General features: G+C 43.3%; 19 protein-coding genes and 1 other annotated feature. Of the genes, 18 read left to right on the top strand and 1 reads right to left on the bottom strand.

All coding sequences use genetic code 11. The annotated features are described in order from the left end of the window. The first annotated feature begins 258 nt into the window (after positions 1-258). The 8 genes from ABOA58_RS19295 to minD all read left to right on the top strand — a co-directional run bounded on the left by ABOA58_RS19295 (position 259) and on the right by minD (position 7,015). Complete coding sequence (locus ABOA58_RS19295; RefSeq protein ID WP_350299616.1) at positions 259-1,233, top strand: hypothetical protein; 975 nt, start codon at positions 259-261, stop codon at positions 1,231-1,233. Between the two features lie 191 nt (positions 1,234-1,424). Beyond that, positions 1,425-1,994, top strand: coding sequence for a Maf family protein (locus tag ABOA58_RS19290; RefSeq protein WP_350299615.1), 570 nt, complete (start codon positions 1,425-1,427; stop codon positions 1,992-1,994). 58 nt (positions 1,995-2,052) lie between these two features. Beyond that, positions 2,053-2,727, top strand: a complete 675-nt coding sequence (gene radC / locus ABOA58_RS19285) for a RadC family protein (RefSeq protein WP_053537324.1) — start codon at positions 2,053-2,055, stop codon at positions 2,725-2,727. Between the two features lie 148 nt (positions 2,728-2,875). Further along, entirely contained in the window at positions 2,876-3,895 is a 1,020-nt protein-coding gene (locus ABOA58_RS19280; protein ID WP_034308871.1) for a rod shape-determining protein, read from the top strand. A 126-nt stretch (positions 3,896-4,021) separates the two neighbouring features. Then, on the top strand, positions 4,022-4,894 hold the full coding sequence (mreC, locus tag ABOA58_RS19275; protein WP_034308869.1) for a rod shape-determining protein MreC: 873 nt from the start codon (positions 4,022-4,024) through the stop codon (positions 4,892-4,894). Further along, on the top strand, positions 4,891-5,409 hold the full coding sequence (mreD, locus tag ABOA58_RS19270; protein ID WP_350299614.1) for a rod shape-determining protein MreD: 519 nt from the start codon (positions 4,891-4,893) through the stop codon (positions 5,407-5,409). The genes mreC and mreD overlap by 4 nt, the downstream gene beginning before the upstream one ends. A 116-nt stretch (positions 5,410-5,525) precedes the next feature. Beyond that, positions 5,526-6,209, top strand: coding sequence for a septum site-determining protein MinC (gene minC, locus ABOA58_RS19265; protein WP_350299613.1), 684 nt, complete (start codon positions 5,526-5,528; stop codon positions 6,207-6,209). A gap of 2 nt (positions 6,210-6,211) precedes the next feature. Beyond that, positions 6,212-7,015: a septum site-determining protein MinD gene (minD, locus tag ABOA58_RS19260; protein WP_034308862.1), complete on the top strand. Its 804-nt coding sequence runs from the start codon at positions 6,212-6,214 to the stop codon at positions 7,013-7,015. A 125-nt stretch (positions 7,016-7,140) separates the two neighbouring features. On the opposite strand, the gene ABOA58_RS19255 is transcribed toward minD, so the two are convergent. Beyond that, the gene (locus ABOA58_RS19255) at positions 7,141-7,584 is read right to left on the bottom strand and encodes a S1 domain-containing RNA-binding protein (RefSeq protein ID WP_034308861.1); all 444 of its coding nucleotides are present in this window, start codon (positions 7,582-7,584) and stop codon (positions 7,141-7,143) included. A 237-nt stretch (positions 7,585-7,821) separates the two neighbouring features. On the opposite strand from ABOA58_RS19255, the gene ABOA58_RS19250 reads away from it, so the two are divergent. The 10 genes from ABOA58_RS19250 (at position 7,822) to pheA (ending at position 16,471) form a co-directional block, all read left to right on the top strand. After that, complete coding sequence (locus ABOA58_RS19250; protein WP_350299612.1) at positions 7,822-8,571, top strand: M23 family metallopeptidase; 750 nt, start codon at positions 7,822-7,824, stop codon at positions 8,569-8,571. Further along, the gene (locus ABOA58_RS19245; protein WP_101222786.1) at positions 8,564-9,430 is read left to right on the top strand and encodes a M50 family metallopeptidase; all 867 of its coding nucleotides are present in this window, start codon (positions 8,564-8,566) and stop codon (positions 9,428-9,430) included. The genes ABOA58_RS19250 and ABOA58_RS19245 overlap by 8 nt, the downstream gene beginning before the upstream one ends. Positions 9,431-9,472: 42 nt before the next feature. Beyond that, on the top strand, positions 9,473-10,945 hold the full coding sequence (locus tag ABOA58_RS19240; RefSeq protein WP_350302914.1) for an Rne/Rng family ribonuclease: 1,473 nt from the start codon (positions 9,473-9,475) through the stop codon (positions 10,943-10,945). Positions 10,946-11,020: 75 nt separating this feature from the next. Then, positions 11,021-11,104 (top strand) — a sequence feature (ribosomal protein L21 leader region). A 13-nt stretch (positions 11,105-11,117) separates the two neighbouring features. Next, entirely contained in the window at positions 11,118-11,426 is a 309-nt protein-coding gene (gene rplU, locus ABOA58_RS19235; RefSeq protein ID WP_034308849.1) for a 50S ribosomal protein L21, read from the top strand. Between the two features lie 13 nt (positions 11,427-11,439). After that, complete coding sequence (locus tag ABOA58_RS19230) at positions 11,440-11,772, top strand: ribosomal-processing cysteine protease Prp (protein ID WP_101222784.1); 333 nt, start codon at positions 11,440-11,442, stop codon at positions 11,770-11,772. A gap of 12 nt (positions 11,773-11,784) precedes the next feature. Further along, positions 11,785-12,075 (top strand): 50S ribosomal protein L27, encoded by a 291-nt coding sequence (gene rpmA, locus ABOA58_RS19225; RefSeq protein WP_061143474.1) that lies wholly within the window; start codon positions 11,785-11,787, stop codon positions 12,073-12,075. Positions 12,076-12,616: 541 nt separating this feature from the next. Then, positions 12,617-13,156 carry a Spo0B domain-containing protein gene (locus ABOA58_RS19220; protein WP_350299611.1) on the top strand — a complete coding sequence of 180 codons (540 nt, stop codon included), beginning with the start codon at positions 12,617-12,619 and terminating at the stop codon, positions 13,154-13,156. 48 nt (positions 13,157-13,204) lie between these two features. Continuing rightward, on the top strand, positions 13,205-14,494 hold the full coding sequence (obgE, locus tag ABOA58_RS19215) for a GTPase ObgE (RefSeq protein ID WP_048688961.1): 1,290 nt from the start codon (positions 13,205-13,207) through the stop codon (positions 14,492-14,494). A gap of 40 nt (positions 14,495-14,534) precedes the next feature. Beyond that, positions 14,535-14,984, top strand: a complete 450-nt coding sequence (locus tag ABOA58_RS19210) for an ACT domain-containing protein (protein ID WP_034308837.1) — start codon at positions 14,535-14,537, stop codon at positions 14,982-14,984. Between the two features lie 611 nt (positions 14,985-15,595). Continuing rightward, positions 15,596-16,471, top strand: coding sequence for a prephenate dehydratase (gene pheA, locus ABOA58_RS19205; RefSeq protein WP_350299610.1), 876 nt, complete (start codon positions 15,596-15,598; stop codon positions 16,469-16,471). The last annotated feature ends 3 nt before the right edge of the window (positions 16,472-16,474 follow it).

The following is a 16,474-nucleotide window of genomic DNA, read 5'->3' as shown; positions in this document are numbered from 1 at the left end:
ACAATAGCTCAGTAGGGAACTATCCCCAATTGGCTGCAAGTGAAGCTGACACGAAAGAGTGATATATGTAATTGGTGAGAGGTGATATTGAATGGTTCATGAACCAGAAGTACCAGTACCTGTAAGTCTATTTTCGTTACCCATTTATGAATAGGGAAATTTGACGAAACCTATTAATGACAAGACGACAAAAGTCTTGTTATTTTTTTTTACCTCTATGTTAGGATGAAAAAAATGATCTGGAGGGGAGGAAAAAAATTGGGCAAGCCGGAACAAAGCAAGGGTGTAACGATTAAAATAAATGGGGAAGAAAAAGTATTTGCCGATAAAAAGATTGAAAGTCAAGAGGCGGCGAGTAAGGAGCAGGAACAGGAACACACAGATGAGAGTTTCGAATGGATACTCCCTGAGGATTCAAATGAAAACAAAATCGTATTGGTTCCCACACCGCCAAAGAAGAAAATGCCGAAGCTCATCGGTTTTGGTACCAGTTCGCTGAAAAGTTCTGATAAAAGACCGATCAAGACATTCATGATCGCTGTCATTTGTGCTGTTTTTTTTGGGTCGATTCTTGGCTTGATCGCCGTTAAAACGATTACAAAGGAAAAAGCCGAAGTATCTTCGGTCGAGCCCCCGGTTCCAACGGAAGCCACTGTTGAAGATAAAAAAGCGGCAGTGACTGAACCAGGAAACCAGCTGAAGACATTCCTTGTACAGGGTGGAGTATTCAGCAGCGAGGATGCGGCAAGGCAAATACAAAAGAAAATCATTGAAAAGCAGGTTCCTGCTGAAATCTTCAAATTGGAAGACAGCTATTATCTATTCTTGGGATCGGCAGAGAGTCTAGCTGCAAGTAAAGAGCTGGCCTTGTACTTAAAGTCATATGATGTGGACGTATATTGGAAGGAAATCAATTTTGAAGCGGCCGGGACAAGCCAAGAAGAAGAGAAAACTCTCGACAAGATGAAGGCAGTATATGCTTCTTTGGCAGAAACATCCGCAACAAAGCTTCGTGGAAAGGCAGGGACGGTAAACGAAGAAACCCTGAAAAAAAACATGGATGAACTGAAGGCGGGGAAATTATCGCCAGCGTTTTCAAAGATGAACGATGACCTGACTGCTGCGGCAAAGTCGATTGATGAATATGAGACTTCCAAAAATGAAGAAAAGCTATTCCAGGCTCAAGAAAGTCTTCTGAATTTTTTATTGAATTACCAAAACATATCGAGTTAAGTAAAGAAAAAAGGGGGGCTGCCTAATGGGACAAGCTCCCCAATATGAAACCATCTGTGACACCTTTTTTATTTTCCGGGAAATACTTACAGGCATTTGTCGATTCCTAGTAAACAATAATTGTGGATTGCACCATTATTTGATAGGATAGATATGTATCTCCCTATGTAAAGAAAGGTGACTTTTATATTATGCAGCCATTGATTTTAGCTTCTTCATCACCACGTCGTAAAGAACTTCTACAATTTCTTCAAATCCCCTTTGAAAGCATGAATTCCAATGTCGATGAAAGTATTGATGAAAACATGTGTCCTGATGGAGCGGTGAAAGAACTGGCTTCCCGTAAAGCGGAAGCCATCGCGGCAAAATTTCAGGAAAGCTGGGTAATCGGCTCGGATACCGTTGTTGTCCTTGATGGTGAGATATTGGGTAAGCCGACAAGCCGTGCGGATGGAAAAAGAATGCTGGAAATGTTATCGGGACGGACACATGAAGTATACACAGGTGTCGCCATTCTATTCGGCAAGCATCGCAGAGTATTCGCAGAAAAAACGGAAGTTACATTTTGGGAGCTGCCAGAGGCTGAAATCGAACGTTATCTGGATAGCGGGGAACCTTTTGACAAAGCTGGCGGCTACGGGATTCAAGGATACGGATCTCTTCTTGTCGAACGAATCAAAGGGGACTATTTCTCAGTTGTCGGGCTTCCTGTCTCGAGACTGGCCCGGGAACTTAAAGCGATGCAGGAAGAGTTAGACTGATCGATTTCCTCTGGCATCTTTCCTTTTCTAAGGAAGGGTTGATCTTTTGAGCGAAAAAATGTTAATACGGGATTACCCGAAAGAGGAGAGACCGCGCGAAAGGTTTCTGCAGGACGGACCGCAGAGTCTCTCCAATCAGGAATTGCTCGCTCTGCTATTGAGGACGGGATCAAGGGAAGAATCCGTCCTGCAATTATCCGGCAGGCTCATCAATTCCTTCAAGGGCCTGCGCCTGCTAAAAGAAGCCTCAGTGGAAGAACTGACCGTGATTAAAGGGATTGGTGAAGCAAAAGCGATTCAAATCCTGGCCTCTGTCGAACTTGGCAGGAGAATTAACAATTTAAATGATCAAGACCGTTATGTAATTAGATCTCCTGAAGATGGAGCCAATTATTGCATGGAAGAAATGCGCTTTTTATCACAGGAACATTTCGTCTGTCTCTATTTAAATACGAAAAATCAAGTGCTTCAAAAAACTACGGTATTCATCGGCAGCCTCAATGCCTCGATCGTGCATCCGCGCGAGGTCTTCAAAGAGGCTTTCAAAAGGTCCGCTGCCTCTATCATCTGTCTTCATAACCACCCCTCCGGAGACCCCTCTCCCAGCAGAGAAGATATTGAAGTGACGAAAAGGTTAGTCGAATGTGGTAAAATAATCGGGATTGAAGTATTGGACCATATCATCATCGGGGAACATAAATATGTTAGTTTGAAGGAAAAAGGTTATTTATGACACTATCAAAATTTTTGACGATACGATATAATATTGTTTATGATTTTTAAAAGAGGAAACTTTTTCAAAACTCTTATTGTCAAAAAACGACAAATTATTTATTGAACTTATAAAAAGGCATTTTTGTTTACGAAAGGGAGATACCATAATGTTTGGAATTGGCGCTAGAGATATAGGGATTGACTTAGGAACGGCGAATACGCTTGTCTATGTGAAAGGAAAAGGTATCGCAGTACGTGAACCATCGGTTGTAGCTGTGCAAACAGATACAAAGCAAATCGTTGCAGTCGGAAACGATGCGAAAAACATGATCGGCCGTACACCTGGTAACGTGGTTGCCCTCCGCCCGATGAAGGATGGAGTAATTGCCGATTATGAAACGACGGCTACCATGATGAAGTACTATATGAAGGAAGCTCAAAAGAAGGGCGTATTCGGCAACAAGCCATATGTCATGATTTGTGTGCCTTCTGGAATTACGGCAGTTGAGCAGCGTGCAGTCATCGATGCAGCTAGACAAGCTGGAGCCCGTGACGCATATCCAATCGAAGAACCGTTTGCAGCAGCGATCGGTGCGGACCTTCCTGTTTGGGAGCCTACAGGGAGCATGGTCGTTGATATCGGCGGAGGAACGACGGAAGTGGCAATCATTTCCCTTGGCGGAATCGTTACAAGCCAATCGATCCGTATCGCCGGTGACGAAATGGATGATGCCATTATCGTTTACATCCGTAAGAACTACAATTTGATGATCGGTGAGCGTACTGCTGAAGCGATCAAAATGGAAATTGGTTCTGCTGGGGATACGGAAGGCGTAGAAAACATGGAAATTCGCGGTCGTGACTTATTGACTGGATTACCGAAAACGATCGAAATTACAGCTGAGGAAATATCCAAAGCATTAAGCGACACAGTTTCTGCAATTGTGGATTCCGTGAAAAACACTTTAGAGAAAACACCACCTGAATTAGCGGCTGACATCATGGACAGAGGCATTGTGCTGACAGGCGGGGGCGCTTTGCTGCGCAATTTGGATAAAGTCATCAGTGAAGAAACGCAAATGCCGGTGATCATCGCTGAAAATCCGCTGGATTGTGTTGCAATCGGAACGGGAAAAGCGCTGGACCACATTCATTTATTCAAGACTAAATCAAGAGATTCGCGATAAGCATTACTTCTCAAATAGGGCCGGCTCAACAAAAGGTGCAATTTTGAGCCGGTTTTTCTTATGTTTTGCTGTTTAATTAAATCCATAGTGTATTTTTAAGAAATTTTAGATAGAGGTGTAATCACCATGCCACAGTTTTTTAATAAAAAGCTCCTTCTCTTGCTCGTTAGTATTATCGTTCTCGTGGCATTGATCGGTTTTTCATTAAGGGAGAGAGAAGAGTTGACTTGGCCGGAGCAATTCCTGAAAGATACGACAGGCTGGGTCGGAAATGTGTTTAATAAGCCAGTATCGGGTATAACAGGTTTTGTAGGGGGCTTAAAAGACCTTCAACATACATACGATGAAAACAAAAAATTGAAAGCCCGCTTGGATGAATATGTATTATTGAAAACCCAAGTCCAAGATTTAAAGGAAGAAAATGAAGAACTTCGCGATAACCTCAAAAAAGAAGATGACCTGCGCAAGTATTCGCCCACTCAGGCGACGGTCATTGGACGTAATCCCGACCGCTGGCATGAAATGCTGACGATTAATAAAGGGAAGCGTAATGGGGTAGAAAAAAATATGGCTGTCATCACGTCCAATGGGTTAGTCGGTAAGGTGAAATCAGCGACGGATTTCACGGCCTCGGTTCAACTTTTAAGCTCGATCGATAAAGCCAATCGTGTCTCAGCGATTGTCCAAGGTGATGATAAAGCATATGGCTTGATTGAAGGATTCGATGATAAGAAGAACCTTTTGCTGATGAAACGGATCCCATATGATAAAAAGATCAAGAAAAATTCATTGGTCATCACATCCGGTTATGGAGGGATCTTTCCGAAAGGTCTGCTGATCGGGAAAGTTGTCGATGTCAAAGTGGATCAATATGGATTGAACCAGACCGCATATATTGAACCTTCCACGGATTTTTATGATATTAATAATGTCATGGTCGTTCAGCGCGAAGTGGACGGTGTACCGAAAGAAAGTGAAGGGGAGGATGAAGCTGAGTGAGATATTTCATCCTTTCTTTTATAGCCTTGGTTTTTTTTGTTTTTGAAAGCATCTTCGCCCAGATGTTCGCTGGAAATGCATTCGGGGCCGATAAAATCCTCGTGCCCCATTTCATGATGGCTTTCGTTTTTTTCCTGACCATGTTCGGTTCAAGGAAAATGGGTATGCTTTATGGTGCGATTCTTGGGTTGACCTATGATGTCGTATATACGGAAATCCTTGGGACTTACATGTTCCTGCTGCCTTTTCTTGCCTATCTGATATCGAAATGCATGAAAATCCTGCAAAATAATATATTGATTGCCTGTCTTACTGCGCTTTTATTCACGGCAGTTTTAGAGGTTGTCATCTATCAAATGAATATCATACTATCTTTTGCTGATATGGGATTTGGTGAATTTGCGGAACGGAGATTGATTCCGACATTATTATTGAATCTCGCATTCATTATTATCAGCTGCTACCCTTTAAAGAGAATGATTGAAAAACTTGATTTGCAAGGAGAAACGGAATAACGTTCCTGTGTCTTAAGAAGCAGGTGGGAAATGTATTTTCTCTTTTCCGTGTACGTAGAAAAAGGAAATTTGTTTTCCTATGTCGAATTATATTTCATTGAGGTGAAACAAACGTCATGAATAAAAGAATTCAGCAAAATGTCATGATTAAGGGAACAAAAGACGGGTTTATGCTTCATCTCGATGATTCTTGCTCATTTTCCGAATTATTGAAAGAGTTAGAAGTGAAGCTTTCGGCAAACTATCAGTTTCAAGAAAATGACCCGTCCATTTCCGTAAAAGTACATACAGGGAACCGCTATCTTGATGAACAACAAGAAGAAAAGATTAAAGAGGTCATCCATAAAAAGAAGAAGCTTTTCGTAGATGAGATGATTTCGAATGTCCTTACGAAGGATGAAGCGAAACGATGGAAAGATGAAAACCAAGTGACGACCGTGACCAAGGTGATAAGGTCGGGACAGGTTTTTGAAGTTCCCGGGGACTTACTGCTGATAGGGGATGTCAATCCCGACGGAACGGTTCGTGCGGGTGGCAACATATATATCATGGGACAGCTAAAGGGAATAGCCCATGCCGGATATAAAGGGAATAAAGAGGCCATTATAGCTGCCTCTGTCATGAAGCCTGCCCAGCTGCGCATTGCCGGAAAAGTGAATTTATCTCCTGACCAATATGCGAAATGGGGACATGACTTGGAATGTGCCTTCATGGATGAAGAACAAAATATCATAATAGAAAAATTGCAAGTCTTAAAGAAATATAGACCTAATTTAAATAGATTAGAAGGGGGTCTCTAATCGTGGGAGAGGCAATAGTTATAACATCCGGTAAGGGTGGTGTCGGGAAAACGACCACCTCCGCCAATTTAGGAACATCTTTAGCTCTTCTAGGCAAAAAGGTTTGCTTGATTGATACGGATATTGGTCTTCGGAATTTGGATGTGATCATGGGATTGGAGAATCGCATCATCTATGATTTGGTCGATGTGGTCGAAGGGCGCTGTAAGATACACCAGGCGCTTATAAAAGATAAACATTTCGAGGATTTGCTTTATCTGCTTCCCGCTCCGCAAAATAGTGACAAAACAGTGGTGAATGAAGAGCAGATGAGGAAACTCATCAGCGATATGAAGCCTGACTATGATTATGTCATCATTGATTGCCCTGCAGGCATTGAACAGGGCTTCAGGAATGCCATAGCTGGGGCAGACAAGGCAATCATCGTTACGACTGCAGAGAGACCGGCTGTCAGGGATGCTGACCGTATTATTGGCCTGCTTGAAAAAGAAGAGCATATTGAACCGCCTCAATTGATCATCAACCGGATCCGCGGCCATTTGCTTCATGAGGATGAAGAAATGGATATCGATGGAGTTGCCGATTTTCTTAAGATTGATTTGATCGGCGTCATTCCTGATGATGACCAGGTCATTGTGGCAGCGAATAAAAAGGAACCCATTGCCTATAATCCGGACAATAGAGTTTCACTTGCCTATCGGAACATCGCCAGAAGGATCCTTGGTGAATCTGTGCCCTTGACTCCAATTGGCAGCGAACCAAAGGGCTTCATGTCCAAATTGAAAAAATTCTTCAGCGTGCGGTAAATCTATATTCTTTTGTCAAGAAGCGGGGAGCATTTGATGCCCTCGCTTTTTTTATGCTTCTTGTGAAATAAAAAAGGCAAGCCGTATACTGGCTTGCCTGATCTATATGCTAAAAATGCAGCGGGTTATCCGCGTCTTCCGCCTCTGCCGCCGCGTTTTGATTCGGTGCTGCGTTTAAGAGTCGATAAATTTTCTTCACTAGTCTTTAAAAAGCGCACCATTTTATCTTCGAAATTTTCCTTTGGTTGGAAATTACCTTTTGAACGAAAATCTTTAGAACGGCTATCCCCTTGGCGTGGTGGGCGTTTGGTATAAGAAGAGGTTTGCCCTTCGGGTCTATCTATAGCCTTTTTGATGGACAAGGCAGTTTTTCCGTCTTTCTCACTAATCACTTTTACTTCAATTTGGTCGCCTACTTTAAGATGGTCATTTACGTCTTTTACATAGCTATCTGCTACCTCACTGATATGCACAAGACCTGTTGAGCCTCCTGGTAATTCTACGAATGCTCCAAAATTAGTGATACCTGTTACTTTACCTTGTACTTTGCTGCCTATTTCGATTGACATAAAAAAATGTTCCCCCTCAATAATGTTAAAACCACTTTATTATAACAAATTCCGGGGAACAATATCAATCTCAATTATTCGATTTTCTGAATCGATGCCCGAACCACCTTGGGAATTCATAAGTTTCGGTGAATTTTTCATCGAAAAAAAATTTTCAGGGAAGTGCAGAATAGTCTGGACAAGTTGCTCATACGTTGTAATATAGCGCTTTGACATGAGCAGGGGGGGAAGTCTGGAATGGATGATCGCAGGAAAGATATCCGCAATCGTATCGCCAAGAGACGCAAGTTTAATGATAAACCTGCAGGAAGCAGTAGCTGGACGGAGATCAACAATGAGGAACCATATGGGATTGATTCATATAACGGGTATTCCGAAAAAGACCATCCGCTCTTCAAGAAAGAATATTTTTTCTTTAAAATCCTTGCCAGTGTATGCCTGTTCCTGATTGTCGCTGTGATGTTCAAACACCCTTCTGTGCGGCTTGACCCTGCCAGGAGTTTTGTCACGGAGAACATGAACAAGGAATTTCAGTTCGCTTCAATCTCCAATTGGTACGAAAGTGCGTTTGGTAAACCGATCGCTTTTTTACCGAATGAAGCCAATACGGAAACTGTTGATTCAAATGAAGAATATGCAATGCCAGCTTCTGCGAAGATTACCCAAAACTTCGAGACGAACGGTGAGGGAATCATATTGGAAACGAGCAAAGGCTCAAAGGTCGAGGCCGTTAATGAAGGGGTAGTCATTTTTGCCGGTGAAAAGGAGGGGATCGGAAAGACGGTCGTCATTCAGCATGCCAATAAAAGTGAATCTTGGTATGGGCAGCTGAAAGAAATTGATGTGAAATTGTATGAGTTCGTTAAAAAGGGCAATGAAGTCGGACAGGTTACACTAAGTGAAGATGGATCCATGGGCAGGTTTTATTTAGCGATAAAAGAAAATGATGCTTTCGTCGATCCTAAAAAGGTGATTTCCTTTGAGTGAATATGGGAAGTTACTGTTTAAAATCAGGGTGCATCCGACATTGTGGTTTGTCATTGGCATCGCCATCCTCACAGCCCATTTCGTTGAAGTGATGATGCTGTTGCTCATCGTCTTCATACATGAGATGGGGCATGCCGTCTGTGCCCAGCACTTCAAATGGCGGATAAAGTCAATCCAGCTGCTTCCTTTTGGCGGGGCTGTCGAGACTGAGGAATATGGAAACAAGAGTTTGAAGGAGGATTTGGCGGTGGTGCTTGCCGGTCCGCTTCAACATGTTTGGCTCATTGGCGCAGCTTTTTTGCTCTATTTCTTTACCATTATCCCATATGAGCTGTACCAGCCATTTTTGTATATGAATCTTATGCTGCTGATTTTTAATCTGCTGCCAATTTGGCCCCTGGACGGGGGACGGCTGCTATTCATCGGTGTTTCCCTATACTGCACCTTTCTGGAAGCGCAGAAACATACACTTCACTTTTCTGCAGTATTCGCTTTCCTTGCTTTTTTGACCTGGCTCATTCTGGATCCGCTCAATTTGAACATCTGGCTCATCATCTTTTTCATAAGTCTCTCACTCGTCATGGAATGGCGGCAGAGGTATTATGCGTTCATCCGCTTTCTTTTGCAGCGCCATTACGGGCATACGAATGATTTGGCGAAACTGAAGCCGATCTCGGTGGATTCACAAGAACCGATTTATAAAGTGCTGGAAATGTTTCAACGCGGTTGTAAACACCCCGTGATCATCATGAAAAACGGGAAAGAGAGCGGCTCGTTGGATGAAACGGAAATCCTTCATGCCTATTTTTCCGAGAAAATGACAAACGGGAAAATCGGCGACCTATTATATTCTTATTAAATATGTTATCCTTTCTTCAAATTGAGGAGAGGATTTTTTTTGATGAAAAAAATGATCGCGAACCTAGCTTCACGCGAAAAAAGAGTGGCTGTACTTGAGAATGGTGTTTTACGTAAATTTGAAATCATGCCGCCTCAAAAGCGCAGTACGGTCGGTAACATTTATCTTGGGAAGGTGACGAAGGTGTTACCGGGCATGGATGCCGTCTTCATTGATTATGGTGCAGAGAAAAATGGTTTTTTACACCGTGACGAGATTCCCTCTTTCCAGCTGACAAAAAAAAGTGATGGGAAAGCATCGATCGGTCAATTTGTCCGTCAAGGAGAAAAGCTGCTAGTTCAGGTGACGCGGGATGAAACGGGCACCAAAGGAGCTAAATTGACTGGGCTGATCGAGTTTTCGACAGATTCCCTCGTATACATACATGGAATAGATTATGTTGGTGTTTCAAAGAAATTCAAAAACAATGATCTTCAGAAGCAATGGCGCGAAACTGCCTTGCAGCATAAAAATCCTGATGAGGGATTGATTGTCCGCACCTCGATGGAGAACGAAAGTGAATCGGTCTTCCTTGACAGGTTAAATGGATTGCGGGAGCTCTTTAAAGGGCTTGAACTTAAGGCTGCGTCCCTCAAGGCCCCGTCCCTTCTCTATAAGAGGGACGAATACCTTGATATGATCATTTCCGAAATGTCGGGAACGGCGACCGGGGAACTTGCCATCGATGACTTCGAGGCCTATCGCGAGTTGAAAAAGTGGATACAGGAAAACCGTAAGGAGTGGGAAATATCCCATGCATCGGGTACAAAGAACATTTTTTCCGAATGGAATGTGGAAGCGCAAGTTGAGAAAATGGCCAAGAAAATAGTTTGGCTTGAGAATGGCGGATATTTAATTTTTGAAGAAACGGAAGCTTTCACCGTAATCGATGTCAATTCAGGTAAGTTCACCGGCAAGGTGGCGAAGGAAGCAACATTGTTTGCGGTTAATCAGGCTGCGGCGAAAGAGGTCGCCCGTCAGCTGAGATTGAGGAATATCAGCGGAATCATCCTGATAGATTTCATCAATATGGACCAGTCCAGGCATGAACAGGAAATCATCGAAATCGTTAAAAAGGAAGCGGTGAGGGATGAGAAGCGAATCCAGGTCATCGGTTTTACGGAACTGGGCATTTTACAAATGACGAGAAAGCGAACCTCCCCGTCTTTAAGTGAAATGACGACGGTGCCTTGCCCTGTTTGCAGTGGAAGCGGTAAAATCGAGAGCCCTGAAACGGTGGCCTTCCGGTTGGAGCGTGAACTGCTGGAACACAGGAAGACGGATGATGAAGCGGTCTGGGTGGAGGTCAGTAAAGCGGTGGCTGACGTGCTGCTTGGTGAAAAGGAATCATATCGGCCGACATTGGAGGAATTGATCGGTAAAAAGATATTCCTGTCTTTTATCCCAGGTTCGAGGAATGCTTACTCCATCAAGCGCTTCGGGAGCATTCAGGAAATCGGGCGGGCTTTCGAGTGAAGGGCGGGAATTGTTATAAATATATTGACAGCCTTTCCTGTTTCATGTTAGGATTTTAATGTTATGTTTGTAGCACCCGTGCTACAACCGCTCAACATCAGGTTTTAAGCTTTTGCCTTTCTGGTAAAACGCCTGTGATTGGCGAGTCTGAGACATTTAAGGAGGTGCAAGTATGTACGCAATTATCGAAACTGGCGGTAAACAAATTAAAGTAGCAGCTGGCGAAGCGGTTTACATTGAAAAATTAAACGCAGAAGCAGGCGAAACTGTTACATTTGACAAAGTTTTATTCGTAGGTGGCGAAGACGTGAAAGTCGGTGCTCCACTAGTTGAAGGCGCTACTGTAACAGGTACTGTCGAAAAACAAGGTAAGCAAAAGAAAATCACTGTTTTCAAATACAAAGCGAAGAAAAACAATCGTAAAAAACAAGGTCATCGTCAACCATACACTAAAGTTGTTATCGAAGCAATCAACGCGTGAGGGCTGATTCTAGATGATCAAAGTTGTATTTGATGCTCCGCAGGAACGGATTGCTTCGTTCACCTTAAGCGGACATGCTAATTTTGCTAAAAAAGGTTCTGATATCGTTTGTGCAGGTGTATCGGCTGTTTCCTTCGGGGCAGTCAATGCAATCATGTCCTTAACGGACGTAGAGCCTGAGATTGAGCAAGGGAGAGAAGGCGGCTATCTTCGCTGCGTCATTCCGGGGAATCTTTCGCCGGAATCGGAAGAGAAGGTTCAGCTGCTTTTGAACGGCATGCTCATATCGCTGCAAACCATCGAACGTGATTATGGTAAATACATGAAAATTATCCTCAACCAATAGGAGGTGGAACAAATGTTAAGATTAAATCTTCAGTTCTTCGCTTCGAAAAAAGGAGTAGGTTCTACAAAGAACGGACGTGACTCAATCTCCAAGCGTCTTGGCGCTAAACGTGCAGATGGTCAATTCGTATCTGGTGGTTCTATCCTTTACCGTCAACGCGGAACAAAAATCTATCCTGGTGAGAACGTAGGCCGTGGTGGAGACGATACTCTATACGCTAAAGTAGACGGTGTTGTTAAATTCGAACGTTTCGGACGTGACCGTAAAAAAGTAAGCGTATATCCAGTTGCACAAGAAGCATAATTGGCATCTTTGAACAGAGGCTGACTCAAAAGGGTCTGATTCCTTCTACAAGACACTATATACCGCGTCATTTTTAATAATGGTATGCTATATAGTGATGAAGGGGTCCGGCCCTTTATTTATACTATATAGGAAATGAACCAGCATTTTGCAGGAGACTTTAGTCATTAGTATAAGGAAAACAACCTCTGACTTACAAAAGGCTCGCCAATCGGCGGGCTTTCTTAAACTTTCAGAGGGGAAATCCAAGATTACTCATCCATCCGATTTGGTTTAAGCCAAATAGACACTCCAATTCAACTATAATATCTCCAATTGGTGCATAAAAGGCCCATTCTCTTTTTTAGTTCAAATGGCTCTACCATCGTCCAAAGAACTCAGGGTGTGCGGCTGTATTTTTTGGACGGGGGCTTTCATGTGAAGGCATGTGAATCGAGCTTCATTTCCTGTTTGTTATTTTTTTGATATACTGTACAAATGGAAGTATTCAACATGATAGAGCTGAAAAAAAGTTTCTTTATCATAATTGAAGGTGTTAATAATGGATAAAAATTGGACGACTATTGAAACTCTGCGTCAAACCAGGCATGACTGGCTGAATAAAATTCAAATCATCAAAGGGAATCTGGAGTTGAACAGAATTGATCGTGTCAAGGGCATCATTGATGAAATCATTGTTGAAACCCAGAATGAAGCACGCCTCTCCAGTTTGAATTTACCTAAGTTCACCGAAATGTTGTTGACGTCGAATTGGAATAATGGATCATTTTATTGCGAATATGAAATCATTGATGTTTTTGAAGGTTCAACTGAGATGGACTGTCTGATGTATCGCTGGACAAACGATTTCTTTAAAATTCTCGATAAGAATCTCGATCCGTTTTTTGAAAATATACTGGCTGTTTCCATGTGTAAAAAAGAAGTGAGCGATATGCACTGTTCATTTCATTTGCAAGGCAGGTTCATTGATCAATCCCCAGTGATCGAGTTTTTGGAAGGTTCATTAACGGCCGAGCAAGCAATTGAAATTCTTGAATGTAATGAGGATGAAATATTTTTTAAGATGGATATTAACTTTTAGAGAAGTATACAGCAAGAAATGACTTGCAGAAAACAAGGAAGTGATAGCATGTTTGTCGATCAAACGAAAGTCTATGTAAAAGGCGGAGACGGTGGTAACGGGATAGTTGCTTATCGTCGTGAGAAATTCATACCTAAAGGCGGACCTGCCGGCGGAGATGGCGGTAATGGAGCCAATGTCGTTTTTGAAGTGGAAGAGGGCTTGCGTACATTAATGGATTTCCGTTATCAACGTCACTTTAAGGCACCTCGCGGAGAACATGGCATGTCCAAAAACATGCATGGTGCGGCTGCAAAGGATATGGTCATCAAGGTTCCACCTGGCACCGTTGTCATTGATGACAAAACGAAGGAAGTCATTGCTGATTTAGTTGAGCACGGACAACGCGCCGTCATTGCCAAAGGTGGCCGCGGAGGCCGGGGAAATTCCCGTTTTGCCACACCAGCCAACCCTGCACCTGAAATCGCTGAGAACGGCGAACCGGGCCAAGAACGTGATATAGTCATGGAATTGAAACTGTTGGCTGATGTCGGTTTGGTTGGTTTCCCAAGTGTAGGGAAATCCACTTTGCTATCTGTCGTATCCGCAGCAAGGCCCAAAATTGCCGAATACCATTTTACGACGATCGTACCGAACCTCGGAATGGTGGAAACGGAAGATCACCGCAGCTTCGTCATGGCCGATTTACCTGGTCTGATCGAAGGCGCTTCAGAAGGTGTGGGCCTTGGACATCAATTCCTGCGCCATATTGAAAGAACGAGGGTAATCGTTCATGTAATCGATATGTCGGGTCTTGAAGGCCGGGATCCATATGAAGACTACCAAACAATCAATAAAGAGTTGGAAGAGTATAACCTGCGCTTGACTGAACGTCCGCAAATCATTGTAGCAAGTAAAATGGATATGCCGGACTCAGAGGATAACTTAGCGGCTTTCAAAGAAAAGCTGGAAGAAGACTATCCTGTCTTCCCGATTTCTGCCGTGACGCGTGAAGGGATCCGTGAGCTTCTTTATGCTATTGCTGATAAAATCGAAGAGACACCTGAGTTCCCTCTTGAACATGAAGAAGAGAATACTGGAATCCACCGGGTTCTATATAAACATACATCACAGTCGGATGAATTTAACATTGAACGCGAACCCGATGGCAGCTTTGCCGTATCAGGATTCAAGATCGAGCGTTTATTCAAAATGACTGACTTCACCCGTGAAGAGTCCATACGTCGTTTCGCCAGACAGCTTCGTTCATTCGGAGTCGACGAAGGCCTTCGCCAAAAAGGTGCGACAAATGGCGATATCGTCCGTATCCTTGAATATGAATTTGAATTTGTTGATTGATTGGAGATCATGATGGCAGGCAAAAGGAGGCGTGCGGAGTTTGAATAAGTCCGATCAGAAATTTTTCCTCGTTCGAGAGGATGTCCTTCCCGAAGCGATGAAAAAAACGCTGGATGCAAAAGAAATGATTGAACGGGGAAAAGCGGAATCAGTTTGGGAAGCGGTACAGCGAGTGGACCTAAGCAGGAGTGCTTTTTACAAATACCGTGACACGGTTTTTCCGTTTCATACAGTTGTTAAGGAAAAGCTGATTACACTGTTCTTCTATCTTGAAGATCGTTCTGGTACTCTATCGGAGCTTTTACGGCTCGTCGCCTCATCCGGTTGCAACATCATGACCATCCACCAAACGATTCCTTTGCAGGGACGTGCAAATGTCACCCTATCCCTGAATACGGGTGGGATGACGATGGATATTAATGAACTGCTTACTAAACTGCGTAAAATGGAGTTCGTCGAAAAAGTCGAAATCATTGGTAACGGCGCATGAAAACAGCCTGTACATTTCACATGTACAGGCTGTCAGTTTGTAGACAAAAGGTTTCGAATTGGTCTGATTCTGAAACCTTTTCCAACTGATCCTGAGAGTGGCTACTATGTGAAAGGTGAAGAAACAAAACAGTATGCCTATTCGTTTCCTGCGGCGCAGACTGTAATGGATTTGTGTTGGGGACGATAGTAGCACCGCAAAAGAGTGCTCATAATTTTTGCCGAACGTAGAGAAGTGAGGCATTTATCATGGAAACCGTAACCTAAAGACCAACGGGCTCTAGTAATCATTTCAAGTTGATCTCGCTGAATAGACAAAGTTGATTGGAACGTAAGGTACGAGACTCCTGCGGGAAAAGCAGTCCAAGGGAGACCCCGCAGGCGCAAATGCGCCGAGGAGGCTCCCGGACCGCCCGCGGAAAGAGTGCCTGGAGCGGAAATCAACGGTCAAAGTTTAAAAACCTAAAACAGCCTGAAGACAAACTCATTTATTATCGGGTTTGTCTACAGGCTGTTTTCATTTGTAAGAGGAAATTAACGATTAAGTATTGTAAAAAATCAGAAAATGGCATAACATAAACAGTAGATTTTCCGTGAGAAGGAGTTTATAATATGACATCAAAAATTGCATTTCTTGGACCAAAAGCAACGTTCACGGATTTAGCTGTATCGCGACTATTTCCTAATGATATAAAAATACCGATGAACACGATTCCGGACTGCCTTGATGCTGTTCGGGACGGGGAAGTGAATCACGCGCTCGTACCGATCGAGAATGCTTTGGAGGGTTCGGTAAATATAACGATGGATTACTTAGTCCATGAAGTCACATTGCCGATGAAAGGCGAAGTGACGATTCCAATCCAACAGCATTATATGGTGCATCCGGACCATGCATATCCTGGTTTCAAACCTGACATGGTATATTCGCATTCCCATGCCATCGCTCAATGCCGCAAATTTCTACATAATGAGCTAAGGGGCATTCCGTATGAGTATGTCACATCCACAGCAGCCGCTGCGAAGATGGTGATGGAGAATCCCGATATCAATATTGCTGCAATTGCAAATGATATGGCAGCAGAGGAATACGGTTTGACGATTGCAAAACAAAATATTCACGATTACGAACATAATCACACCAAGTTTGTCGTCGTATCCAACAGTGAAGTCGACTTTGAAGGGCATTTGACCGTTGAAGGGGACAAGAAAACGACCTTGATGATTCAGCTGCCTGCCGACCACTCAGGGCAGCTGCACCAAGTCCTTTCCGCTTTTTCCTGGAGGAAGCTTAACCTTTCCAAGATTGAATCAAGACCCATGAAAACAGGATTGGGCAATTACTTTTTCATCATCGACATCGAAATGCCCCTTGACGATGTCCTAATCCCAGGAGCGATTTCCGAGCTTGAGGCCTTAGGATGTACGGTATCGATCATGGGAAGCTATTCATGCTTTAAAGTCCAAACAGGTGTACCGCAGCGCTGATTT

It is taken from the genome of Peribacillus frigoritolerans (assembly GCF_040250305.1).
In the GTDB taxonomy this organism is placed as follows: Bacteria; Bacillota; Bacilli; order Bacillales; family DSM-1321; genus Peribacillus.
Note: the sequence above shows the minus strand (reverse complement) of the source record. Positions and strands in the feature narration are given on the sequence as shown.

Coding starts and splice junctions, on each gene's coding strand:
- ABOA58_RS19250 (WP_350299612.1), top strand. CDS start 7,822: ATGGATGATCGCAGGAAAGATATCCGCAATCGTATCGCCAAGAGACGC.
- rplU (WP_034308849.1), top strand. CDS start 11,118: ATGTACGCAATTATCGAAACTGGCGGTAAACAAATTAAAGTAGCAGCT.
- minC (WP_350299613.1), top strand. CDS start 5,526: ATGAATAAAAGAATTCAGCAAAATGTCATGATTAAGGGAACAAAAGAC.
- ABOA58_RS19255 (WP_034308861.1), bottom strand. CDS start 7,584: ATGTCAATCGAAATAGGCAGCAAAGTACAAGGTAAAGTAACAGGTATC.
- ABOA58_RS19280 (WP_034308871.1), top strand. CDS start 2,876: ATGTTTGGAATTGGCGCTAGAGATATAGGGATTGACTTAGGAACGGCG.
- ABOA58_RS19230 (WP_101222784.1), top strand. CDS start 11,440: ATGATCAAAGTTGTATTTGATGCTCCGCAGGAACGGATTGCTTCGTTC.
- radC (WP_053537324.1), top strand. CDS start 2,053: ATGTTAATACGGGATTACCCGAAAGAGGAGAGACCGCGCGAAAGGTTT.
- mreC (WP_034308869.1), top strand. CDS start 4,022: ATGCCACAGTTTTTTAATAAAAAGCTCCTTCTCTTGCTCGTTAGTATT.
- obgE (WP_048688961.1), top strand. CDS start 13,205: ATGTTTGTCGATCAAACGAAAGTCTATGTAAAAGGCGGAGACGGTGGT.
- rpmA (WP_061143474.1), top strand. CDS start 11,785: ATGTTAAGATTAAATCTTCAGTTCTTCGCTTCGAAAAAAGGAGTAGGT.
- ABOA58_RS19240 (WP_350302914.1), top strand. CDS start 9,473: ATGAAAAAAATGATCGCGAACCTAGCTTCACGCGAAAAAAGAGTGGCT.
- pheA (WP_350299610.1), top strand. CDS start 15,596: ATGACATCAAAAATTGCATTTCTTGGACCAAAAGCAACGTTCACGGAT.
- ABOA58_RS19220 (WP_350299611.1), top strand. CDS start 12,617: ATGGATAAAAATTGGACGACTATTGAAACTCTGCGTCAAACCAGGCAT.
- ABOA58_RS19290 (WP_350299615.1), top strand. CDS start 1,425: ATGCAGCCATTGATTTTAGCTTCTTCATCACCACGTCGTAAAGAACTT.